Below are 24,168 nucleotides of genomic sequence, written 5' to 3' on the forward strand. Positions count from 1 at the left end.
CAGCGCGGGGTCGGTCTTGCCGGCTGTGCCGGTGAGCATGTTCGCGGCCACCGAGCCGAGGTCGAGTCCGAGTGGGAGCAACGCTGCCGTCTGTGCCGCAGCACCGACCGGGTCGGGTTGTGCCCCGGGCGGGGGAAAAAGCTTGTCCGCGGCGGCCCACGCAATTTCCTGGGCTTGACCGGCGATGTTGGCCAGCTTGATCACGTCGACGTTGCCGAGGATGCTGGTGACCAGCGCCGCGATCTGGGTGTATCCGGACGGGTCCGGGATGATCGCGAGGATCTGGGAGATCCACTTGAGGTCGACACCGGCGACCATCTTCACCAGCGGCTCGAACTGCACGTTCAGCTCTCGGGCGGTATCGCGGGCGGCGCGGACATCGCCGGCCGCGATCTTCTGCGGGAGCACGATCAGGTTGTGCAGGATCGCTGGTATATCCAGGGCAGTGACGCCGGTGACGACGTTCAGGGCCTGGTCGACGACGACTTTCTGTTTGAGGACCGACAGCACGCTCGACGCGGAGGAGAGGGCATCTGCCGGGGTGGCGGCGACGGGTGCGATTTGGCTACCAAGTGATGCGGCGGTGCCCGCGAGTTGAGAGATCTCGGGAGCGGTGGCGGGCAGTGTGGTGTCGCCGTTATTAGAGAGTTTGGCTGCGGTGTTCGCGATCGTGGCCACCGAGTCGAGTGCACCGGCCAGGTTCGCTTGGCTGGCTGTGGTGAGGACTTGTGCGGCCGCGTTTTCCGGTGTGCCCACTGGGGCTGCGGCCAGGCCCGCGGTGGCGGCGGTGTTCGCGGCCCCGGACTGCAACAGGTCGACCAGTGGGCTGAGCGTCTTGGACAGCGAGGTCGCGGTGTCGGCGATCTGGTTCACATCGATCGAGCCGCCGGTGTCGGTGCCGGACAGTTGCTTTCCGAGCGCGTCGACATTCGATCCGAGACCGGGCAGGTCGGCGCCGGTGAAATCCGAGGTCAGCGCGGTCGCGACCGCCGCGTTACCTCCACCGGCGCCGGCACCGGCACCGGTGTTGCCGGGGGTCTTCGACAGGATCGACCCGAGAGATCCGAGGAACGGGTTGGCGCCCTTGCGGATCGAGCAGTACAGGTCTTTCGGATCGCAGATCGAGGCGACCCGCCCCGACAGCGTGCCCATGCCCTGCGACCGGGGACCGGCGATCCCCTCCCCGGAGGTCTTCGGCCCGACCGTCGCGGCGCCCTTCGTGCCGGCACCGGGATCGGCGAGCAGCGCCACACCGAGGACCTGGTCCGCATCGACCGGCCCTTGATCGTTTCCGATCGCCGACGCGAGATCGCCTGCAGCGTCCGCACCCTGGGAGTAGCCGGTGATCGTGATCTTCGCGCCCCGGCATTTGTCAGCGTAGTTCTTCAGCACCGCGGTGGCCTTGCTGACCGCGTCGGTCTTGCTGTCGGCGTAGGTGTGGCCATTGTCGAACGCGGACGCCATATACGGCAGCGAGTAAATCTGCGCGCGAGCACCATTCTGTGCCTCGATTGCCGCCGCGACCGGGGCGAGCATGCCTACGGGCTGGTTCGGGTCGGCGTTCTCGTTGGTCTCCCACGTGCCGGGGATAAACAAGTTGAAGGTCGACGCACAGTTCGCAGGGTTGGCATGGGCGATCACGGGCCCGGTGAGCAGCGCAGTCCCGCACAGCATAGTGGTGGTGACCGCCGCGAGCCCACGTCTCGCTAACCATGCCATGTGCGGACTCCTATCGCGCTGCAGCCTGTGCCTTCCGGCTGTCAGTCTCGGTCGCAGTCCGTTTACCAGCAACGACCCCCGCACGCGGTCGGGCGTGTCGGTGGAGCGCCGACGTTCTGACGTACGGCGGTTGGGCGCCCACATCCAACAAGTGGAAGTCGACGAAACCTCAGGCGCCCGGCCATCTGGTCGACGCCGGCCCAGAGATCGGCTGATCTACAGCTGTGCTCGGTCGAAGCCATTGCGGGGTAGTCGAGGTGGTGGTGTGCGGCCCCCAGCACCGCAACGACGCGGGCACTGGTGTCGTTAGGAGGCTGCCAAGTTCGTCGGCCCTCGTCCTGAACATTGTGTCGGAGTTCGCGAACTGGAACGCGGTAGTCATGCCCGACCTCGGACCGTTGTGCACGGCCACATCACCTTTGACTCAGGCCGCGGCCTTCTCCCCGCTACCCGTCCGGCCGAAGGCCTGTCCGCTTCGAGGACTCCTACGCGGGCCTGGTCGAGTTTCTGTCTGGCCGGGCCGTTCAGATGCCGGGTTTTCGCGAGCCCGCTCACAGTTGAGCGGGAAACGGCCGATCAGCGCGGCGACGGCATCGACACCACCCTGACGGGCCGTATGCAGCGCGGCGTTGCGTCCACTCGGCAACGTCGGAATGCAAGCTGCCGCCCTGTTGCACCCTCCGGCGAAACCTGCGGTCAGACAGGGGCTTGCGTGCAATCGGACCCATCCCCTGCCTGCAACGGCCTCCCACACGCTGAGACGTTGCCTGCGCCGCACCGCAACGCCGGTGCCCGTCGGCAACGAGATCCGGCATTGCGGCGTCGGCCTCGTCACCGACGTTGCGTTGCACTCTCGGGCCTTTCGTACGACCTCAGCCGACCGGTCTGCAACATCGTCCCGCGTTAGGCAAAAGTTCCTGGACGTGTTGCGGATCGCTGTTCACCGGTGCCGGCGGAATTCTTCTGTCGCCTATTGATCGGCCTTCTCGCACTCAGGCTGCAGCGCAGGAACTGGTCCTCACCGCACTTACCAGAGGCAGGTCATCACCGTGCCCCCACCAAGGTGTACTGATGGTCAAGCGTTGCCGCATTGCGTTCCTCGGCAATGTCCTCATGCTCGGGCAACGGAGGCCTCCGGAAACCGGCCTCCACGGCGCGTTGCGCGACCTTGTCGAAGCGGCGCATTGCCGTGCTCGCGGCCTTGGCTTTGGTGAGCGTGGCGATCTCGGCGTAGCTGCGCTGCTCAGTTATACGCAGCCGGGCCGTCTCCTTGACTACCGGTTCGAAGTCGGCGCAGGTATCGATGAAGGCGAGGAGGTTGTCGATGGTCTGGGCCTTATCCGGCATTACGAACCGCTCCTGCGAACCCTTCGGCGGATTGCCGATTTCTGGCGCGTGGGCATTGCCACTGTCCGTTGCATTGCGTGCAAGGTGCTCCGCGTGTTCCTTGGCGTGGGCTCTAACATCGGTGAGTTCACCAGGCTTCGCAGTGGTCGGTTGTGGGGCGTCCGCAACAGCAAGACGACCCTCCGGTTCCGGAGTCGTGGTCTCCGTACGGTCGTCGAGAACGGATGAATCGGATGCCGACGCAGCGAAGACGATGGGTGCAACGGTCGGGTCAACGGACGGCGCAATGCGTCCGGCGTTGCGATCGACCGACGACACCGGCCCTGGGGCCGGAATTCGGTAGTCGGTCGCGGTGTCCTCGTCGGACCGCTGCTGTTTACGGTGTCGGGCGTCGCGCACGACCGCGGTGCACTCGGTGTGGGCGGTGCCGATGGCCTTGATGAGGATGCCGACACCGTGGGTGAAGGCCAACACCAGCAACGGCGGAATGATTGCAATGAGCGAGGCGCCGGTCGGCGACAGCGGGGCGTAACCGAGGTCGATGCCGGCTGCAATGGTGGTCGCGGCGGCTTGCCCGGAGCGGTGTGCGTGGTAGGCGTTGCCGAAGACGCTGATGAAGACCACGACTACGGCGAGCCAGAGGAAGAACCGTTTTCCCGTTGCGCTGCCGCCGATTTTACTCAATGCAACGACCGCGATCGTTGCGCCGAGGATTGCGCCGTCGACGATGGCCGGGAAGATCCAGGTGAGGTATTGCGGGATACCCGCCTGCAACGCCAGGTCACGTTGCACGGCGAAGGACAGTACAAAGGCGCCTGTGGTGATGCCGATCGCAATGGCGATCGCAACGATGAGGGCCGCGATCAGGGCGTGAAGTTGGATTCGTGCTGCTCGGATATTGAGGTCGGTCATGCTCGGGGTCTCCTTCCACGGGGTCCCACTCGATTAGCCCCGCTGGTTGCTGCCGGTGGGTTTCCTGTGTGGCATTGCGGACGGTCGTTGCGGTGTTGCGGAGGGTGTTTGCGGTGTTGCACTGTCCGCCGCGCACCACTTCAACGCGTGCTATCGCTGCTGGCATTGCTCGCCCATTTACCAGCAACGGCCCCGTCCGAGGTCGAGTGCGTCGGAGGGCGGGGCGACGACGTTCTGGCGCACGATGGCCCGCCGCTCGTCAGCGCTGCGCCGAGCACATCGTGTGCGGAACTCCTGCGCCACGACGCAATCGCTGCTGTGCTGATGATTCGCGTGCTCTACGCGGAATACGTCCTGGTTCGCTCGGGTCCGTTGGCTAGCACTCCACCTCGGAGCTAGGGACTCAGGTGAAGACATCGACGTACCAGCGCCCGTCGATCTTGTGGGTGGTGACGGTCTGGGTGCCGCGTTTGATCGGCTGGGCGGGCTGCATCACGGACAGATCGACGAGGTAGACCCCGTGGGACAGTTCGACGGTGCGGAGGCAATAGTTGGTGCCGATCGGGACCGCGTCGATGACCTTCTGCAGTTCCGGTCCAGGGAGCACTGATGAGCTCGGTGTTGCGAGCGCTCGGGCGGTTTCACCGTTGCGCAGGCTGTAGTAGGCGTGGTTGAACGCTGCGATCACGCCCGCGCCGCTCTTCTGGTCACCGCGGTCGGCCCGGCATTCCCCGTCCGACGCGGATGTCTGTTCGACCTGTTCGGGGTCGGGCAGGTTGAGGATGGGCAGCCCGTTCGCGTCAGCTGGTGCGGTGGCGCTGGTTGTGGCCGCGGTAGACGCGGTTTCACTGTCTCCGCTGCGGAGGTGGCTGATGGCCATTCCGGCGGCCACGGCGACCGCTGCGACGGCGGCAATCGTTTTCTTTCCCGGCCCGCGGCCGGGGCGAGCCGGCGGTAGAGGTGACCGGGGTGGGGGCGGTGGTGTGGCCGGGCCGCCGGGCGCCGTGGTGCGGGCGCCCGGCGGGTGGTCGGCGGTGGGTGAGCCGTCGAGAAGGTCGATCACGGCGGGATGCCGCGACGGCTTTCGGCTCAGGGTCGGCTTTTTCATGGTGTGCACCCGCCTTCTTCGGTGTCAGTTGGCGGTCGGAATGCCGCCGCCGATGGCGTTCGAGAGCAGGTTTCCGGCCAGGCCGGCGGTGGCGTCGGTGAAGAACGAGTTCAGGGTGGTGTCGACCTGATCGATGATCTGTTCGCCGCCGGGCTGGGAAGCGACGAAGTCGCGGGCCTGCTGGTCGATCGCGGGCGCAGCTTCGACCGTGTCCTGTACGGCGTCGGCGGCCGCCTGCCCCACGGGGCCGGAGTTCTCCCAGTCGGTGAGCACGGTCTCGGTCTGGGCGGTCACGGCCTCGGAGTCGATGTCCGGGACCTCGATCTCGCGCGGTTCTCCCTTGTCGCCGGCAGCGATCGGGGTCACCGCTGCGACGGCGGCCGCGCCGCCGACGACCGCTCCGGCCGCAGCGACGGGGATACCCACCGCGGCACCGAGGCCGGCACCCGCGGCGGTGCCGACGATCCCGGCGGGTACCCACCCGAGTCCGGGAAGGAAGACGTTGCCTGCGGTCATTCCGGTGAGGCCGCCGATGGTGCCACCGACCAGTGCGCCCGCGGTGGCTGCCGCCCCGCCTGCGGTGACTGCGCCGAGCGCTGCCCCGGCGGCACCGGCACCGACCTGTGCGGCGGCGATTCGGTCGGCCCGAGACGTTTCCACACCGATCGAGCGCCAACCTGTCGAAACCCCGGCCTGGACCACGGAGAGGGTGTTGTTGGTGCGGTCCCGGTCGCCGTCGCTGATCCAGTTCGGCTGTTTGAGATGGATTTCGCCGATGCGAAGGGTGTCGCGTGGGGCGATGAACGGGGCGGTCGGTTCCACCGGCGTGGGCAGGTGCAGCTGGTCGAGCTGCACCGGCTCGATCGAGTAGTTCTCCGGCTCGACATAGGCATTGGTGTCGTAGTCGTAGTTCGGGAGCGGTTGGTACTCGATGTTCTGGTACTCGGCGGGCGGCTCGACCCAGTACACCGGTTCCGTGGGGGTTTCGGGCACGTAGGCGGTCTCGGGTGCTGGTGTGGGGGCGGTGGTTGCGCTGGGGGTGTCCGCGCCGGTGACACCTTCCTGGGTGCTGTCGCCGGTGACGCCGTCCTGGATCGGGTCGGCGAACGCGGGCGGGCACAGGGCGATTCCGGAGGCCAGGGCGGCGGTGATGGCTGCCAGCGCGGTGGCTGCCTGTGTGGCGCTCTGTCGGCGGTGCGGGCCTCGGGCGCGGCGGGCGGCGCGGTTGCCGGCGGTGGCGTTGCTCATTGTGTGCCTTTCGTGAGGTGGCCAGAAGGGTGGTCAGACGCGAATCGAAGGTGGATGTGCCCGTCGAGGGTGGCGTGAGATCTGTTCGGTCGGTGGGTGATGGCTGAGTCAGGGGCCGGTGATTGTCTTGACAACTTCTTCGGCTAGTCGGGTCAGCGCTGCTCGGGTGTGGGGTTGGAGCCGGGAGAGTGCAAGGCGTTCCCCGGAGGCGAACAGCGGCTCGAACGGCATGCGCGCCACGAGGGGTACTCCCAGGTCCCGGAGGGCTTCGACGGTGTCCTGTTCGACCATCGGGGCGTCCCCGGGGCCGGCGGTGATGACAACGATCGTGCGCTGGAGAACATCGGTGGTGGTCGACGCCAATTCCGTGATCATTTCTTCTGCGGCGTCGGCGGCGTCCCAGCGCAAGGGAACGGGGATAACGACGACGTCCGCTGCCCTCACTGCCCACTTCCAGGTTCCCGCGAGGGGGTTGTTGCCGGTGTCGGCGACGAGGATGTCGCGGTGCTGGGCCACGATCGCGGCCAGATGCGCCGCATGGTCTTCGCCTAGAACCGATGTCGTGTCGCCGCGGCGTCCCGCGATGATGTCCTCACCCGACGGTTGACGGGTCAGGTGCTGCGAGAGCGCTGAGGGTCGGATGGCGACATCAGGGTCGGGATGTGCTGCCAGCAAGGCGGGGACGTCGTTGCCCGGCGACGGACGGACGGCGACCCGGTTGGCGAGACTGCCGCCGACCTCACCGAAATCCGCGCACACCACGGTGCTGGCGCCGCGCAGGTCGGCCAAGGTCTGGGTGAGAGCCACGGCGAACGGGGTCTTGCCGACCCCACCTTTCGGGTTGGCGACGGTGATCACCGAGAAATCGGGCAGCCCCCGGGTGATCACCGACTCGGCGGCCCGCAGCCGCATCTCCGGCGACTGCGCTTTCGGGGCGAGACTCAACCCGAGCATGGCGTTGAGTCGACCTCGCACCCCCAGGCGGGCAGGCTCACCGGCCCCGGGAACGATCTCGGGGGCGGCCAGCCCCGACACCGGCCGCCGCGGCCGGGCGGGTGGTGTGCGGTCGTGTCCGCCTTCGCGCTCGGCGGATACAGCTGCCCGCGCGCGTGTCGGATCGGTCGCCGGCCGCCGCACAGCAACCGTGGGCTCATTGCCTTCGTCCTGGATCCGCACGACGGGAGTGCCGCCCGCCGGGCGGCGCTGGGGCCGTTCCCGGATGGGCGACACAGATTCCTGCGGCGGTGCCTGCTCCGGGGCGGGGCGGATGGTCTGGTCGGGGTCGACCTCAAGCCGCATCGGCGCGGTGTCGGCGCCGCCGCTGACCGCGACGGTGATCGTCTGGCCGCTGCTTCGGGCTTCGGCGTGGGCCTGCGCGAACACGGCGGTCATCAGGTCTTGCTCGGTGTCGCCTCGCAGGTCGAGCGTCGCGGCCTGCGACGGCACATACGCCGTAGCGTGACGTCCTCCGCCGTCGATGGCGACGGTCATCTGCGGGGCGGACATCACAGACTCCCGGCGCCCGAGGTGGTGCCGTCGAGCTGGGCGAGCATTTCGGTGATCAGCTCGTCGAGGCTGGTGAGCTGATCGAGTGCCTCGGTCTTGACCTCGCCGTCGGGGAGCGCCCCCACGAGGTCGCGCCGATGACCGATCGCGCTGAGGAGCTCGTCGAGACGGCTGCGGGAGACGGTCTTGCTTTCGGTGTCCAGGGCGGCCAGCCACCCGGGTGTGGAGGCCCGCAGCGCTTCTCGGAACGCGCGAACGACGGGGTCGGAGTTGCCCTTGTTGACGAATGGGCGGTGCATGGCCTCGATGTCCTCGGGTTCGAGGATTACTGCGCGTTCGATCTGCCGGACTGCCATCGGTGGCCTCTCTCTCGTGTTTTCAGTGGTGGAGCGGATAGAGCCGGGACATCAGGGGTCAGACGGCGGCAGCGAGGTCGACCGCGGCGAGGAAGACGGTGTCGAGTCCGCTGTATTCGAGGATCAGGACCTCGGGCCGGCGGCCGGTGGATTCCACTGACACCTCCACCCGCACCAGACCCTCCTCGGTGACCGTGCCGTCGCTGTCGCGGGCAATCTTGCGGATGGTCTCGACGGTCAGGACGGTGCCGGTGCGGTCCGGTTCGTCGTCGAGGCCGAGGACGATGTTCATGCCTTCCTCGAGGGCACCAGCCGGGATCGCATCGGAGATGTGGTCGATCAGGGATGTCACCGACGACCCGGAGACTGCGACGGGCTCGCGGACGTCATCGGCCATCGTGGTGATCAGGTGCTGTTCGTCGGCGATGAACTGCGCCAGCTCGGCCGAGAAGCAGTACACCGGGGTATCCCTTGTCGGGCGCAGGCTGTCGACGGCGTGTGCTTCCTCGGCGGACAGGTCGCTGCGGGCGGCGGGGTGGTCGTCGATGGTGGGGGTGAACCACACCTGTGCGAGGGCGGGGTCACCGGAGGGGTCACTGACCGTGGCGCGGCCGCGGATCTTGGCGTCGATGTCGCGGCCGACAGTGGTCTCACCCCACATCATGTAGGCGCCGTCACTGCTCAACCGTGCGAGCGCTGCTCGGGTCTGGAAGTTGTCGCGGACACTGCCGGAGTCCCGTCCGAACAGGTGCGCATCGGGGCGTTGAACTCCCACGGCGAGGCGAATGCCTGCCGAGCGGGCCAGGGCGACGAGTTCGCCGATTCGCCCGAGTGGGTTGCAGCGTTTGATGACTTCCTTCTCCTCGTCGGTGCCGGACTTGGCCAGCTGTGTCCAGGCCGCGGAGAGGATGAAGAACTCGTCGAGCACCGCCACTAGTAGCGGCATGTTGCGTGCCTTCAGACGCTGGGTTTGCATGTACTTGGTCCGTGCGTGCATTTCGCGCCACAGCGCGTAGATGAACTCGGCGGCCCGCAGGGGTTCGAAAACAATCGCGGGGACCCCGGGGTAGCCGAGGAATTGGTGCAGTTCGATGCGTTTGGGGTCGACACCGATCACCGGGACTCCGCGGAGTGTGAGTTCGGTGATCACGGTGGTCAGCAGAACCGTTTTGCCGCCGCCGGTCGGTCCGACGACCAGCATGTGCGGTGCCGAGGAATCGTCGGAGATGTTCCAGTAGGCGTCGACGACGCCGGCATCGGTTTCGCAGGACGCGTACGGGACATGCAGGCGTTGCCCGGGCGCGCTGGGGTCGCTTCCTGGCCAGGGCATCTGCTGGCGTCGCGCGATTCCGCGTTCGTCGAGTTGTGGAACGGGAAGGTCGGCGGCCGGGATTTTCAGCGAATGCATCACCATTGTCGCGAGCGGCTTTCGGAGCGAGAGGGTGATGATGGGCTTCTCCGGGGCCCAGTCCACTCGCCACAGCTGCCCTGATTCGTGGGTGCCGAGGGCGGCGAGCAGAGCCTCGGTGAGCTTGTGCCGGTTGACTTCCATGCCCGTGGCCAGCGTGGGCTTGTAGTGGATGCGGTAGGAGGCTTCGGTTCCGTCGTAGGCGTAGGAGTCGACCGAGACGGTCACGTCTTGCAGGGCCTTGCCGTCGGAGAACAGCTCGGCGAGCATGCTGTGACGTGCGCTGCGGGTGTCCGGGAGCACCGGTCGGCGGACGATCGTGATGGTGCTCCTGTCGGCACGGAAGGCGGTGACGTACTTCCAGTCGGTGACCGTGGGTCCGAGGAATCGGCTCATTGCTCCGCCTTCGGCGTCGAGGGTGCAAGGCTGTCGGGTCCCGGTTCGCCCGCCGGGACGCTGTGGATCTGGACCGGCGTCCTCCGCGGCAGAAATCGCAGGGGGCGGGTGGGGGCGAGGGCCGGTAACGCGGCGCGCACGCGGTGCCACAGCGGCGATCCGACGATCAACGCATTGACTGCCGAATTCAGACGCTCCTGACGGTTCGCATCGACGACCGCTCCCTGCGGCAGGCGGATTGCCGCCCACGCGGTGCTGTGCCACCCGGTACGCACACTGAGCCTGATCCGCACGGGGATGTGGCCGGTGGTCTGTCGCACCACCGCGGACAGGATTCGCCGCTGCCGATGCCGCAGGAACCGGCTCAAGTCCAGGAGACCGACGAGGGCCCCGGCGACGACGAGCCTGGGCCGAAAGTCGATGAGCCACTGCGCCCAGAGCGGCGAACGCGGCCACAGCTCGGTGATCTGAGCGGACTCCAGCAGGGTCGGCGCCCACCACACGGCGATGGTGACGGCCAGGACGACGAGCACCCACGGGGTGAACCGCGCTGCCTCTTCCTCCCCCGACTGCTCGGACCGCCTGCGTCCGCCGGCGGCCGACGAGGTACCGGAAGGACCGAACACATCCCGGAAGAACTCGCCCACGGGGTCATTCGACGGCATCGCGGAAACCCCTTCTCGGTCGGTCATCTGCATCGCGGATGATGCGCACACAGTGAATCTGCTCGCCGGCGGATTCACCAAGGACCCCCGCACGCGTTCGGGCGTGTCGCCTCGTCCGCCAACCATGCGAGTGCGTCCCAGGCCGCTGTGAGGCGAACTCCGCCGGTATCTCCAAAACCTCTCTGCCAAGTGGTGTTTGAACCACTGTTCGCTGAAACCGGTCCGGGGCGCTATTCTCAACTTCGCCTCCCCCCGTAGGGGGGAGGCGTCTCCCGAAGGGAGTGGGGGCGCAGGCGTCACCGATCCCCCAATCGTCGACATATGCCCCACATGGGGCCAATCACGTTCTTCGCGAGGGTTGTCCGAAGAGAGCGTGCCCGGAGGGCAGCACCCGTCCCCGCAGCGACCGGTCCCCACCCTCAGTGCCCCGCCGCGATACGACCCGTCCTCGTGGACCCACCGCCAACCAGTCCCACCCTCAGTGGACCCCGCAGCGACACGCCCGAGCGCGTGCGGGGGTCTTCGTGTGCCGAAGCTGCCCTGTGCCAATGTTCTGACGTCACCGTTCGGTGTTGCCCGCGAATCTTTTGGGAGAGAGCATGCTTCATGAGTCTTTCGAGGCTGCGTCGCAGCTGACGTTCCTGGCACAGGAGGGGATCGAGACCAGCGGGGTGGGAGATTTCCTCCGCGAGCAGGTAGTCCCTCCGATCCTCGGCGTCGGAGCGATTGTGCTTCTGGCGAAGGCGATTCGCTCGTCCTGGTCTGCCGTCATCACCATCGCCAGTCTGTCCCTGATCGCGTTGGGCTGGTTCGGGTTGTCGGCGAACCCCGACGCGGCGATGAATGTCGGCACCGGACTCATCCGGCTGATCGTCCCCGGCGTGTGACCGGTAGCGGACACAGCCCATTCGGACTCACCCTTTTCGAGAGGACCTCATCCCATGTCTGCCATGACGATCATCTTCGGCGTGGTCATCGCCGCCGCCATCGTGTTCGCAATCGGTCGCGCCATCAGTGAGCGCCGGTGAGGGGCGTGCGGTGATCGAGACCGATGACGACCTGTACCGGGTGGATCAGCACTGGCTAGGTCCTCCGGGACGGGCGTTCCCGAGACCAGTCAGATGGCAGGCAGTGGGTATCGGTGCGGTGTTGTTGGCGCTGTCGTACATCCTCGTCATGGGAGTGCTGTCGGTGCCGTGGAGCGGCTGGTCCGTCACCGTAGTGCTGGGGTTGACCTATCTCGGGACGAAACGGATCGTCGACGGGCTCGGTCATGAACGCACCATCCGGTCGCTGGCCCAGTCCGCGATCAACGACCTCACCTCCCCACGCCCCGCGGCCGGCCGCAACAGGAAAGTCCGGAACGCGCCGCGGACGGTGTCGATCCCCGATCAGATTGCGCGCGTTCGCCTCGCCCCCGCTGCCGGCGGTCACACGACTTCTTCGACTACGAGCAGGTAGGTCATGAGCTATCCCGGTAACCGGTTCGACCCGGCCGACCTCGTCCCACCCCCCGGGGCACTGCCGCCGGTGCTGCCCGAGTCGTGGCTGCGCGCGGCGCGCCAAGCCGGGCTGCAGACCGCCGATCCGCACACCGCCGCGCCACAAGCAAGCTTGGGTGATGCTGTGCTCACCGACCCCTCCCCGGTCACCAACCCCGAATATCCCGCCGAAGCTCCCACCGAACCCGCCCACCGCAAAGGCAGCAAGCGGGGCGGGAAGAAGTCCCGGCCAGCCCCGCAGGGGCACTCGACCAGTGCGGCCGCTGAGCGCGGGGGCAGGGCGCGGTTGCGGAAGCAGTCCAAGTGGCGTCTGCGGGCGGTGCTGGGAAACGTCACCATCACCGACGACACTGCCACGTTGTGGTTCGTGCAATCGCCCGGCACGTGGAGCATGCGGGCGATTGCTGATCAGTCGCGGTTCATCCGGAACGAAGCGTTGGTGCTGGCGGAACTGCGCGGCAAAGGGGTGTCCGGTATCCATCGGCGCACTGTGCGCGAGCCCTGGCCGGTCAAGGAATGGGGCCGTGCACACGCGCTGCTCGCCGAGGACCGCCTCCCCGACGTTCCCGGTGCCCTCGCGTGGGACGACTACCTCGTCGGTCAGCAAGTCGCGCTGCTGGACTCCGCCCCTACCCGCAAGCGCCGTTACTGGGGCGTCGAACTGCCCCGGCGGTCGATGACCGCGCAGGCGGTCGTCGCGGTGGCCGACATGTGGTCCGGGGTGAAGGGTGTGGGGCCGCGGTTGTCGAAGTGGTCCGAGCAGGTCCTGATCGCGGAGCAGGACGCGGCGGCCGAACACATCGCCGAGATCGAGCGCGTGATGCTCTCCCCTGGTGTCGAAGCCCTGCCTGCCGACAGCGGTCAGGTGGACTATCTGCTGCGCCGCTCGGCCGCGGTGGGGATGCCGTTGACCGAACCGGCGGCCGCGAACGCACCGTCGGGGTGGGGCCTGTCCGATCTGTTGTCGCTGAGCAGCCTGACGGAAATGCATTACACGCCCGGCGCCGGACACACCGTCGTCGAGGGCACCATCGCCGGCCGCACTTATCGGTCGTACGTGACGGTGCTGACGGTGGGGCGGATGGCACCGCTGGCCATCCCCGAGCAGAAGATGCCGTGGCAGCTGCTCGGTGACCAGCTCGGGCTGCCGTTGGAGTGGTCCGAGCGGATCACCCTGCACACCCCGGAAGAAACCCTCGGCGAGATCCAGAAGCAGCGCAACGCGATCGAGTCGCAGTACCGGCACTACACCGTCGAGCACGACGAAACGCCACCCGATGAGTTGGCGGCGCAGCACGGGTTGTCCCGGCGGCTGCGGACGGAGATGTCGAACGGTGGGGCACTGGCCACTCGGGGGTCGGGGTGGTGGCGGATCGCTGTGTCCGGTTCCTCCCCGCAGCAGGTGCGGGACCGTGTCTCGAAGCTGCAGCAGCAGTACGCGCCGGATGTCGAACTCGAAGTCGAGAACGGCCAGTACCACCTGCTCAAAGAATTCATGCCCGGTGAAAAGCTGGCCAACACCGCCCACAAGCGCAGGATGAGTGTCCTCGCCATGTCGGCGGGGATGGGGGCGGCGGCCGACCGGATCGGGGACGAGGAAGGCATCATCCTCGGCGAAACCTCGTCGATCTCGGTCCGCCCGGTCGCCTGGAACCTGTTCGCCGCCCACGACTTCTTCGACAAGGGCGGCCTGACCCCGCTGGTCGGCGTCCAGGGCGCCGGCAAAACCCATCTGGCCGGGATGATCACCTATCAGGCGCTGCGCCTGGGCGCGCACGGGGTGATCCTGGATCCGTCCGGGCCGCTGCGAGCGCTCGCCGATCTGCCCGAACTCAAGCCGTTCACCCGCGTCTACGAGCTGACCGGCCGCGGCGCCAAGCCCGGCGTCCTCAACGTCTACCGGGTCGTGTCCGAGCCCGACCCGGCCGACGAGATCTACCGCCCCACCCATCCCGAGTACGCGCACGAATCCGACCCGGCCGCCGCCGCAGCAGCGGCCTACGAGGACGATCGCGGTGCCGCCCATGCCGAACGAGTCCAGCTCGCGTCCTGGGTGCTGATCTCGATGCTCGACACGGACGACCGCAGCGACCGAGCTGCCAAGAGCGTGGTCCGGATGGCGGCGGCGATGGTCGGGGGCCAGCCGACCAACCATCTTGGCAAGGTCCTCGACGCGATCGACCACATCGCCGCCGGCATGGTCTACACCAACGGCCACGGGGCCGCCCACGGCACGACCAACGGCCAGACCAACAGCTCCGAGAACACCCCCGTCATCGGCGAAGGACTGCGCACCGCCGCGGGCCGGATCGGGCCGATGCTGCGCACGATGTCGCAGCTGCGCGATGCCCGGGTGCTGTTCCCGTCGGCCACGGCCGGCGACGATGCCGCCGCCGAACTGTTCGACTCGGTCCTCGACGAGCGACTGACGATCCTGACCATGCCCGGCCTGCAGATCGACGACAAGGCCGAGGGCAGTGCGGCCACCGACAGCCAACGCCTGGCCGGGCCGCTGATCCACCTGGCGGCATGGTTGGCGACCCGGTTGGTCTACGACAAGCCGCGCGCGCTTCCGAAACTGCTGTTCCTGGACGAGAACAAGTACCTCAAGCAGTCCGGGGCCGGCCGCACCCTCTACGTCCGGCTCGGCCGCGACACCCGCAAGTTCCGCACCCGCGCACTGGTGTGCAGCCAGCTCGCGGGCGATTTCCTCGGATTGGCGGACGGCGCGGATGACCAGGACCAGTCGCAGCTGACCGACGAGATCATCATCGGCCGACTCGGCTCCTCCGAACGGGCGATCTCCGACGCACTCACACTCCTCGGCCTCGAAGAGGGTGAGGGGTACGAGACGATCCTGGCCAACCAGCTCGGCGGGGGCCGCAACGACACCTATGACCCGCGCGCGAACAAGGCCCGCAAACAGCGCGCCGCGAAGACCGGCGCCGACGAAGCCCGCACCTACGTCGTCCGCCTCGGCGGCGACATCGAACTGGTGCGCGCGAACTGGACGAACTTCACCCACATCGCCCACGTCGCGCAAGCACTGAACTCCCGGGCCACCGCCGCCTGACCCCCTTTGGGAAGGACATTCTCGATGCCCGCCACCGCCCGCACCACCAGCTCGCCCGCACACCTGCTGCAGCGGATCACCCAACTGTGCGCGGTCATGATGCTGGTCGGACTCAGTGCCCTGTGCGGGCAGACCAGCGCCCACGCCGCGGGCTTCAACTGCAAGGATGTGCCGGCACCGCAGTCCCCGAACTCGGCGGCGCCGGCGTTCTTCGACTCCGGGTCGGTGGACAAGCCCGCGGAATCCCAGCTCTCCGGCACCGGGTACGGCGGCCACGGCTGGGCCGGTCTGACGTGGCACATCTACGACCTCGGCTGCGGCGAGGACATCACCGGGGTATCGCTGGTGCGCAACAAGACCGACGTCGGAAACACCTTCCTCACAATCGGACAATCGTTCGCGGCCGCGGCGTTCTGGCTCGACGAGCAGGCCAACATCCCCGCCGAGGGCCGCGAGACCGGCCGCCAGGGGGCGATCGCGCAGTTCGACGAGATCGTGCTCGCGGTCTCCGACTCGCTGCGGCCGACCGTCTACGGGCCGTGGCTGGGGCTGGGGGTGGGGGTGGCCGGGCTAATCATCCTCTACCGCGGTCTGCGATCAGATGCCCCGGCGGTGTTCCGGCAGCTCGCGATCGGTGCCGGCGCGCTGGCGATCGGCGGGTTGATGGTCGGTGCCCCGGCGAAGGCGATCCAGATCTCCGACGACACGTTCAGCGCGCTGATCACCGAGACCCAGGGCGAGATCTTCAACTCCGCGGGCATGACCGATGACCCGCGGTTGGTGATCACCGACCGGATCATCATCCCGGACGTGCAGCGAGGGTATTTCGGCACCAACGCGAACGACACGACGCTCGACGATCTGTGGCCGAAGTTGCGGGAGTCGATCGCTTACACGTATGACGAGCAGGCCCGGATCCAGGCCGACAACGCCGCACAGAAGGAGATCGACGAGGCCAAGGCCGAGAAGTTCCGGCGGGAGGTCGTCGAGCCGTTGGAGAGTAAGGGGCTCTCGTTCTACACCTTTCAGGGCAAAGACTCGAGTCGGGTCACGACCGGGTTCCTGTCGATGGTCAAGACGTCGATGCCCTCCATTTTGTGGATCGGTTCCTCGGTGCTGAAACTCTCGGCGCTGCTGGCGGTCCGGCTGGCGATCATCACCGCGCCCGTGTGGGTTCCGCTCGCCATCGTCTCCGGATCGATCCTGCTCCGTGTCGGGCGCATCCTCGGTGGGATCTACCTGTGGGCGGTCGGTGCCGCGGTGCTGATGTCGGTCTACCTGCTGATCTTGATCAAGCTGTACCGCAATGATGCGGTCGACGGGACCTGGCGGCTGTGGTTCCTGGTCATCCTCACCATCGTCTTCTGGATGTTGTTGCGCCCGTTCAAGAGGCTTTCACAAACCATCACCCAGTCGCATCGCGGCATGATCGGCGGTGCGATGGACCGGCACAAGCACGGTTCCTGGAAGCAGAAACTGCTCACCGCCAGCTCGATGGTCACCAATCCCGCCATGGGGCTGGCCGAGAAGAGCCTCGAACTCGCCCGCGGCGGCATTAACCGCTCCGCCGACGGGGCCGGTCGTCAGTGGTCCGACATGATCGGCGGCAGCAAGCCTCCGATCATCCGGCAGGAAGGTCGCGCGCTGTCGGCCGCACGCATCGACGACTACCGCGGCCGGGCCCGTCAAGCACAGCTGGCCGCCCTACGCGGCGGCGCGGGCGGAGTGTTGGCGGACCTGCGCAAAGCGTCCCCGGAGGGGCCCGAGTCCGGCACCCGACTCCCCGGTGTCAACCTCACTGCCGGCCCGGCCGACGGCACTCGGCGCACCGGGCTCGCGGATCTGCGCAAACACACCCCTGAAACGGGTTTCACTGACGGTTTCGAGTCCCTCGACACCGGTGACAGTGAGGTCTTCGTTCCTCATCAGGACGCGTACCGGTGGGACGGCGGGCCGGACGCGGTCATCGCACCGACCACCATCTACCGGCCGAGTGAGGAACCCGACGCGTCCGGAAAGCCGCCGCGTCCGTGGGTGTCGATCACCCGCCCCGCACCGGCCTCGTCGGCGAGGACCGTCAGCAGTGATCTGCCCCGGGCGGGATTGAGTGAGGACACCGCGTCGGCTCAGTCGACGGGAGTGCTCGACCGGCCGAATCGGGACCTGGGAGTGAACTGGTGAGAACAGGTGCCAACCCGATCACCACCGCGATCCGTAGCTGGGTCCTGCGCAGTCCCGGTCGGCTCGCCAGCGGGCTCGCGATCATGGTCGCGGTCCTCTACATCGCCCGCCTGATTGTCACCGCGGTCACCGGGGCAGAGAACAGCGGAAGCGACGTGCGCGCCCACGACGCAGACACCAGTAACACATCAGTGACCTCGACGCCTGCGGCAGCCGAAGAAGTCACCGAAACCGCGGTGGCGACAATGTCGGCCAGTTCGATCGGTCGTAGCCCCGCGACAGCGGCGATGTATTACGCGCACGCGTTCGTCGACACCACCGCATCGCCAACTCAGTGGGCGGTCGCGCTCAGCCGGGTCACCCGCCCCGAGCGCGTCAACGACACCCTCGCGGCGGCCCGGCCCACCGCACCGGTGTCGATTCTCGGGCCGACCCGCACGCTGCCAGGCACCGGCACCACCGGAACGATCGTGGAGATCGATACCAGCGCCGGGACCATGACCGTCGCGGTCACCGACACCGACGACGGCTGGCAGGTCGCCTCCCCCCTCCCCACTCTCGACCTCGACGACGTGGCCGCGGCCACTCCCACCGCCGGGCGCACCACAGCGCCCACCACGACAACCACCACCACGACGCCGACCACCACGCCGTCCCCGGGCACAGCACCGAGCCCGCAGCGCATTCCCGAGTCCCCGTCGTCTTCGGAGCCTGCTCCGCCCGCCCAGCAGGCCACCAGCCCCGCCCGCATCCCCGTCCCGGTTCCCGGCACCATCCCGATCCCCGAACTCGACACACCTTTGCCAGGCCCGATCGCATGACCGCTCCACGTCTGACTGCGGCTGTGCTTGGCGCGTCATTCACTATCGGGCTGGCCAGCGCCTGCACCGGCGGGGCGATCATCGACCTGCCCAAACCTTGCCGGCCCGTCCACTCCGATTCCGGGGGCACGCGCGCAGAAAGCACACCCGGTGATCGGCCAGCGGCGGCGCTGACCCCGTCCGGGCCGATCCAGCAACCCACCGCACCGGGAACCACCACGTTCACCTCCGGTTTCGGACCCCGCTGGGGAGCGATGCACAACGGTGTCGATTTCGCCGGTCCGGTCGGCACCCCGATCTACGCCGCCCTCGACGGCCTCATTGCCGCCGCCGGCTCGAGTGGGGAGGGACCCGGTGTCGGTTTCGAGAACTGGATCATCATCGACTCCGTCGTCGACGGCCGCCCGGTCTCCACCGTCTATGGGCATATGTACGCCAACGGCATCCATGTCAAACCCGGGCAGACCGTCAAGGCCGGTGACCACATCGCCGAGATCGGCAACGCCGGCGGATCCACCGGTCCGCACCTGCACTTCGAGTACTGGGACGGCGGCCGCCTGCAGGGTGGCACCGCGATCGACCCGACCACCAAGCTGGGCGGCGCCCCTGCACCATCCGGACAGGACGCGAGTGCACCGGGATCGAATATCGATCTCATGGCCGCTTCCACCCCGGTCGACTGCGGCAAGGGCTTCGGCACCGCGGGCGGCGGTGATCTCAAGCCCGGCAGTGTCCCACCGGCATTCGAAGAATGGTTCCGCAAGGGCGGATCGCTGTGCCCGCAGATCAGCCCGGCGCTGCTGGCCGCGGACACCAAAGCCGAAAGCGGCTTCCGGGCTGTCACCAGCCCCGCAGGCGCAAGAGGCTATACGCAGTTCATGGATGGCACCTGGGCCGTCTACGGCCGCGACGACGACGGCAACGGCCGGATCTCCCAAAGCGATGTCGGAGACGCCGTGATGGCTCAGGGCAGATACTTCTGCGAGATCGCGCGATCGGTCGACAGCTGGATCGCCGACGGCTCCGTGAAGGGCGATCCGCTTTCGCTCTACATCGCCAGCTACAACGCCGGTGAGGGGGCCATCAAGCAGGCCGGTGGGATGCCCTCCGGTGGTGACTATTCCAGCGAAACCCGACCCTACGTGCAGAAAGTACTCTCCTACATTCCCGAGTTCGAGCAGCCCGGAGGCCGCGGGGAGTTCGTTCCCTCCCCCACCGCTGGCGGCAGCAATGTCGTCGAGGCGGCCAGCCAGTATTTCGGCACCCCGTACGTGTGGGGCGGCGGCGGCGCGGGTGGCCCGTCCGGGGGCGGGTTCGACTGCTCGGGACTGACCCAGTACGCCTACACCCGGGCCACCGGCGGCAAGACCGTCCTTCCCCGCACCTCCGAACAGCAGTGGACGGTCGGCACCGAAATCCCCCTGTCCGAGGCCAAGCCCGGCGACCTCGTTTTCGGATCCTGGGAGGCCGGCGGCCCCGGCCACGTTGGCATTTACGCCGGGAACGGTCAGATGGTCCACGCACCCACCGCCGGTGACGTCGTCAAACAGGCACCGGTAATGGCAGGCATGCGCGCCCGCCGTATGTGACCCCAGAAGGAGAGGAACGATGCGAAAATCCCTGATCCTGCTCGCAGTGATCATCGCCGCGACCGCGGCACTGCTCTACTCGTGCCAGGACAACGCCAACCCCTCAGGAACCGCGACACCGCAGAGCACCACAACCGCACCGACACCCGCACCGACACCCGCACCGGAAGCGGGCACCAGCGCACCTCAGCGACCGAAACCGACATCGCCGGAAGAAGTGGCCCGCCAAGCCGTGACCGTCGCATTCGCCTGGGCCCCCGCCACCGACGAAAGCCCTACCAGCGGATTCCGTCGCGCGACACAATGGTTCACACCGGACCTGGCTGCACGCCTGACCTCCGATGTGCGAAACGAGCGCGGACCCAGCCTGCAATGGCAGCAATGGGTCAACGACAACGCCCGAGTCATTGCCGACGTTGCCATCGGTTGCTCCGGCTGCCCACCCGACACCGACACCACCGCACACCGGGTCGCCACGATCACCCAAACCGCGCTCACCGGCGACACCATCCGCCCCGTCGAACCCGACACCACCGTCTGGCTCACCCTCACCGAAGCGGACGGCCGATGGTTGATCGATAGCCTCACCTACTGAACACAACCGAACGAACGAGGGGGAACCTTGAACTACCGCATCACCACAGCTCTGACGGTCATGGTGCTCGCCACCGTGGTGATCGCGGGGTGCGGCAACAACTCCGACGACGACACCGCATCACAACCAGCACCCACGAGCGACGCCACTACCCAGGTTCTCGATCCCTTCGTCGACGACACCGCCGACGGAGCGCAGAAGGAAACCGTCACCCGCATCATCGATCTCGGCAACCAGAGGAAGGCGTCTGATAACGCCATCATTGCGGCGCTCGTCGCCTCGCGGGCTGAAGGATTCTGGCGAGTTCACCATTCCGGATCGGGAGGGCGGAACCTCTTCGGTTGGAGCCAGATGTGGGACAACCGACCTGCCCTCGACGACGGAGCCGTCACTGACGCAATCGAGAACTTCTATGCCGGTGCGGAAAGCCCGGAGAATGCCGCAAAGAACGACGATCCGGTCGACTACGCCGTGGCGATTCAACTGTCCGACCACTTGGGTGGCCGTGTGTACTTCGAAGACCGCGAAGCCTACGACGCTAACCTGCCTGATTTCCGTACCGAGGACACTGTTCGCAACACGTACACCGAGGCACTCCCCTACGCACGTGCAGCCTACGAACAACTCGGTTAGAAGCGCGCCAAGGAGGATTCTGTTGGGAGGCCGTACACGCGGGACAGCAACGAGATGTGTCCATCTGGGCAGCTGGCTCGATTTGCCCGGCCTGGTCCCGCTCACACTGTCAGGAGGGCGTTGCCGGATCCCGCCACATCGACCACATCGTGGGGCCGGACGCGGGCAGAGTGAACACCTCTGTCACTCGAAATCCGTACTTCTCATATAGCGAGAGGTTTTCTTCCCGGGTGCAGACCAGGTAGGCAGGCATTTGCGTCTCGTCACACACCGCGAGGCGGTTGTCCAGCAAAGCGCCTGCGAATCCTTGTCCGCTGAGCGCTGGTCGTGTCCCGATGTTCACGAGATACCAGTGCGGCGCTCTGGGGTGGTGATGGTCGAGTGTGCGGCGGATTCGCAGCGCGGCGAGTGTTCGCGTTCCGAGCGCCTGTAGGAGATGGGGAGCGGCCCGGAGTGTGCTGGTGATGGGCTGCTGCCAGTGGTCCGGTGGATCCCACACCGCAACAGAGGTTGCCTCGCCGTCTTGACCCACAGCGATTTCGACTCCCCCACCTGCCAGGTGATGGGAACGCAGAGATGTACGGAAGTAGAGCGGTAGCGAGCGTTTCCGCTTCCCCGACTCGGGCCAGATCTGGGCCATCAGCGGATCGTTTGCAAAGGCGGCTGCAAGGAGTTCAGCGCACCGGTCTTCATCGTTCGTTTCCGCACTTAGGATCCTTGGCTCCATCAATTCCTCACTCAAGTGGGCACACTGTCGGTATGACTTCGAGCCTGTGCCCGTTTGCCGCTGGCACCCATGCCGTTGGCCGCATTCATGACCGTCTTCGTCAAGATACTGGTGTCCACCGCGATAAGCTTCCCGACGGCTCCCCAGTCTGGATTATCGGTGGCTATGAGGCTGTAACGAATCTCCTTGCTGATCATCGCATGTCGGCCGCCAAATCAGACTCTACTACCAATTTTCGCGGCCAGAACCTACCCAGAGCATTGGATATGAACCTGCTGAACATCGACGGTGAACAGCACCGGCGAGTGCGGCGACTCGCGACTACGGCCTTCGCTCCCGAACATCACGCTGCGCACAAGCGCGTCGTAGGCGATGCAGCGAAGAGGCTCATTGGCGATCTGCCGGCTTCCGGTGAGCTGGATTTGATGAGCGGGTTGTGCGAGCCCTTGCCGCCGCGTGTGATCGGCACTCTGCTCGGGCTTCCTCAGGACAAGCTGGACCGGTTCCAAACCGCGGCCCGCCCCATGTTTGCGATCGACACATCCGAGGAGGGCTACGCGATTCAGGGGGCGCTCGGGGCCATGCTGATGCTGGTCGCCGGTGCCATCAACGACAAGCGACAGCATCCGGGAGATGACATGCTCTCGGGATGGATCGCTGCCCGGGACGGTGAGGACTGCTTGAGTGAGGAGGAACTGATCTCCCTCGCCTTTGCGACGATCATAGGGGGATTCGAGAATGTCACCGCTTTGACCGCGCTCGTCATTGACGAAGCCGTACGATTTCGCAGCACGGAAACGCGTTTGGCGGTAGATTCCGCCGACTCCGGATCTCTACCAAAGCTCGTGCGCGAGATCATCAGTGACGTCGCCCCAGTGAACTATGCTCTGCGCCGATTTCCTCTTGAAGACATCGCGGTCAATGGAATCACCATCCCCCGAGGTGAGACAGTAATTCTATCGCTGCGTTCGGCGAATACCGACCCAGCGCGAGGTGCACGGCCCGATCTGGCCTTCGGTCGTGGCCGACATTTTTGCATCGGCGCCTCGCTCGCTGAGACGGAGGCCATTGAAGCGTTGCGCCACGTCTTTCGTCGTTGGCCACGACTGCGTCCGACGAAGGAGCGATCGGACCTCGTCCTGCGACACTCGTGGCTCGCTTATTCGCTTGCTGAACTCAGCGTATACGCCGATTGACCACTTGCCATTGCACGCTAGAACAATAGGCCTGTGTAGTCTCCTCGAATGACATTGGATTCGATCGCATTCAGGGGGCCACCTGTTGTCTACGTCGGGATGGGTGCTTGTCGAGACCCTGCAGACGAACCGTTTGACTGTCATCGAAAAGGATCGAAAGCCCAGCAGTCGAACCTCATTCGCTGGAATCCTCCGAGAGGTCAAGGACATCGGAGGGAACCGGCCTTCTAAGCAAGCTGCAGCGTGGATCGACGATCGCATCACGGAGATGCGGCAAGATTTAGTTCCCCTCGATAAGCCCGTCACGCTGGACAACGGCCGTGTTGTGCGCGTGATTGGAAGGCCAGTTGTCGGTCCCGGCGATGCACTTCACGCTGTCCACCTGTGGGTGGGGGTCGGAGCGGATACAGCACCGACGGACAAACCGTCGGCCGCCATCGGATTCACTTGGAATTCCGACCGACGGCTAGTCGATCTGACGGAGACAGCCGCTGGCGCGTTTGGACGACCCGAATGGGCCACTGCCGGCCGCGGCCTCACCGCCCCGGAAGCCCTCAGATTCGTCAGGGTTTCGGACGGCCTTTCTCTCATACGCACGATCCTCACTCGTGAGCCAGGCAAATCGTGGGTGGGGCTGGCGACTGTATTCACGCCATTGGGCCAGAGTGCCGCCCAACTGGTTGTGGGATCGGACGAATCCCCCGATGGCCGCGCAGTGTGGCGCGGTGTCCTACACGATGTCTCCGCGACCACCACCCCTCCGGCCCAGAGTCTCGAGTCAAGTGCGTTGGCCGCCCTGCGGCACGTATCGCAGAGTCACATCGTTCTCCTGGACATTGGCAAGATGCGACTGATCGACTGGATCACCGATCCGATCCCACAGATCCAGTGGAAGGGCATGGTCGACAACAGGGACACACCCCATCCAGACGACGTCCAACGCATCTTCGACACCGCAGGGCAAGTCTTCGGCGGCCACACCCCGCGCGGTGAGGTGAAAGGGATTCGATTACGCCGGTACGGTGGCGGCTGGACCGTTGTCGACGCTTCCGGAGGAGTGTTGCCCACGGCAGGAGAGGGTCCTTTGCTGGCATTGGTTCAGTTCGACGTCACCGGCATGTCCAATGAACCTGACCCGGTACCCCCGACCGATAACGGCCACCCAGGCCTCGAATGAGAGGATCGT

Annotated in this window: 19 protein-coding genes; 10 read left to right on the forward strand and 9 right to left on the reverse strand. The window is 66.6% G+C overall.

The annotated features are described in order from the left end of the window. From QM841_RS40355 to QM841_RS40390, 8 genes are all read right to left on the reverse strand, one after another. Positions 1-1,674 (reverse strand): cutinase family protein (locus QM841_RS40355; RefSeq protein ID WP_502943329.1); only part of this gene is annotated, 1,674 nt, incomplete at its 3' end. Positions 1,675-2,763: 1,089 nt separating this feature from the next. Then, positions 2,764-3,978, reverse strand: coding sequence for a DUF2637 domain-containing protein (locus QM841_RS40360; protein WP_283336397.1), 1,215 nt, complete (start codon positions 3,976-3,978; stop codon positions 2,764-2,766). Between the two features lie 403 nt (positions 3,979-4,381). Continuing rightward, a complete protein-coding gene (locus QM841_RS40365) occupies positions 4,382-5,086 on the reverse strand; it encodes a DUF8176 domain-containing protein (RefSeq protein WP_283336398.1) in 705 nt (234 codons plus the stop codon). Between the two features lie 24 nt (positions 5,087-5,110). Then, a complete protein-coding gene (locus QM841_RS40370; RefSeq protein WP_283336399.1) occupies positions 5,111-6,334 on the reverse strand; it encodes an insoluble domain protein in 1,224 nt (407 codons plus the stop codon). Between the two features lie 108 nt (positions 6,335-6,442). Continuing rightward, positions 6,443-7,840 (reverse strand): nucleotide-binding protein, encoded by a 1,398-nt coding sequence (locus tag QM841_RS40375; protein ID WP_283336400.1) that lies wholly within the window; start codon positions 7,838-7,840, stop codon positions 6,443-6,445. Then, positions 7,840-8,196: a hypothetical protein gene (locus QM841_RS40380; RefSeq protein ID WP_283336401.1), complete on the reverse strand. Its 357-nt coding sequence runs from the start codon at positions 8,194-8,196 to the stop codon at positions 7,840-7,842. Before QM841_RS40380 ends, QM841_RS40375 begins: the two co-directional genes overlap by 1 nt. 58 nt (positions 8,197-8,254) lie before the next feature. Next, positions 8,255-10,000, reverse strand: coding sequence for an FtsK/SpoIIIE domain-containing protein (locus QM841_RS40385; RefSeq protein ID WP_283336402.1), 1,746 nt, complete (start codon positions 9,998-10,000; stop codon positions 8,255-8,257). Continuing rightward, positions 9,997-10,665: a hypothetical protein gene (locus QM841_RS40390; protein WP_283336403.1), complete on the reverse strand. Its 669-nt coding sequence runs from the start codon at positions 10,663-10,665 to the stop codon at positions 9,997-9,999. Before QM841_RS40390 ends, QM841_RS40385 begins: the two co-directional genes overlap by 4 nt. Positions 10,666-11,264: 599 nt before the next feature. Here QM841_RS40390 and QM841_RS40395 point away from each other — a divergent pair. From QM841_RS40395 to QM841_RS40430, 8 genes are all read left to right on the forward strand, one after another. After that, positions 11,265-11,552 (forward strand): hypothetical protein, encoded by a 288-nt coding sequence (locus QM841_RS40395; RefSeq protein ID WP_061045636.1) that lies wholly within the window; start codon positions 11,265-11,267, stop codon positions 11,550-11,552. A 151-nt stretch (positions 11,553-11,703) separates the two neighbouring features. Continuing rightward, positions 11,704-12,126: a hypothetical protein gene (locus QM841_RS40400; RefSeq protein WP_283336404.1), complete on the forward strand. Its 423-nt coding sequence runs from the start codon at positions 11,704-11,706 to the stop codon at positions 12,124-12,126. 3 nt (positions 12,127-12,129) lie between these two features. Continuing rightward, positions 12,130-15,240, forward strand: a complete 3,111-nt coding sequence (locus QM841_RS40405; protein ID WP_283336406.1) for an ATP-binding protein — start codon at positions 12,130-12,132, stop codon at positions 15,238-15,240. Positions 15,241-15,264: 24 nt separating this feature from the next. Continuing rightward, positions 15,265-17,421 (forward strand): hypothetical protein, encoded by a 2,157-nt coding sequence (locus QM841_RS40410; RefSeq protein WP_283336407.1) that lies wholly within the window; start codon positions 15,265-15,267, stop codon positions 17,419-17,421. Continuing rightward, positions 17,418-18,242, forward strand: coding sequence for a hypothetical protein (locus QM841_RS40415; RefSeq protein ID WP_283336408.1), 825 nt, complete (start codon positions 17,418-17,420; stop codon positions 18,240-18,242). The genes QM841_RS40410 and QM841_RS40415 overlap by 4 nt, the downstream gene beginning before the upstream one ends. Beyond that, entirely contained in the window at positions 18,239-19,831 is a 1,593-nt protein-coding gene (locus QM841_RS40420) for a peptidoglycan DD-metalloendopeptidase family protein (RefSeq protein WP_283336409.1), read from the forward strand. Before QM841_RS40415 ends, QM841_RS40420 begins: the two co-directional genes overlap by 4 nt. Before the next feature lie 19 nt (positions 19,832-19,850). Next, entirely contained in the window at positions 19,851-20,426 is a 576-nt protein-coding gene (locus QM841_RS40425) for a hypothetical protein (RefSeq protein WP_283336410.1), read from the forward strand. Between the two features lie 27 nt (positions 20,427-20,453). Beyond that, a complete protein-coding gene (locus QM841_RS40430; RefSeq protein ID WP_283336411.1) occupies positions 20,454-21,059 on the forward strand; it encodes a hypothetical protein in 606 nt (201 codons plus the stop codon). A 109-nt stretch (positions 21,060-21,168) separates the two neighbouring features. Here QM841_RS40430 and QM841_RS40435 read toward each other — a convergent pair whose 3' ends face one another. Beyond that, entirely contained in the window at positions 21,169-21,801 is a 633-nt protein-coding gene (locus QM841_RS40435) for a GNAT family N-acetyltransferase (RefSeq protein WP_283336412.1), read from the reverse strand. A 17-nt stretch (positions 21,802-21,818) separates the two neighbouring features. Between QM841_RS40435 and QM841_RS40440 the strand changes: the two genes are divergently transcribed. Both QM841_RS40440 and QM841_RS40445 read left to right on the forward strand, forming a co-directional pair. After that, a complete protein-coding gene (locus tag QM841_RS40440; RefSeq protein ID WP_283336413.1) occupies positions 21,819-22,982 on the forward strand; it encodes a cytochrome P450 family protein in 1,164 nt (387 codons plus the stop codon). 103 nt (positions 22,983-23,085) lie between these two features. Then, complete coding sequence (locus QM841_RS40445) at positions 23,086-24,159, forward strand: GAF domain-containing protein (protein ID WP_283336414.1); 1,074 nt, start codon at positions 23,086-23,088, stop codon at positions 24,157-24,159. Positions 24,160-24,168: the final 9 nt, after the last annotated feature.

Source organism: Rhodococcus sp. IEGM 1307, from assembly GCF_030056915.1.
Classification (GTDB): domain Bacteria; phylum Actinomycetota; class Actinomycetes; order Mycobacteriales; family Mycobacteriaceae; genus Rhodococcus_F; species Rhodococcus_F opacus_D.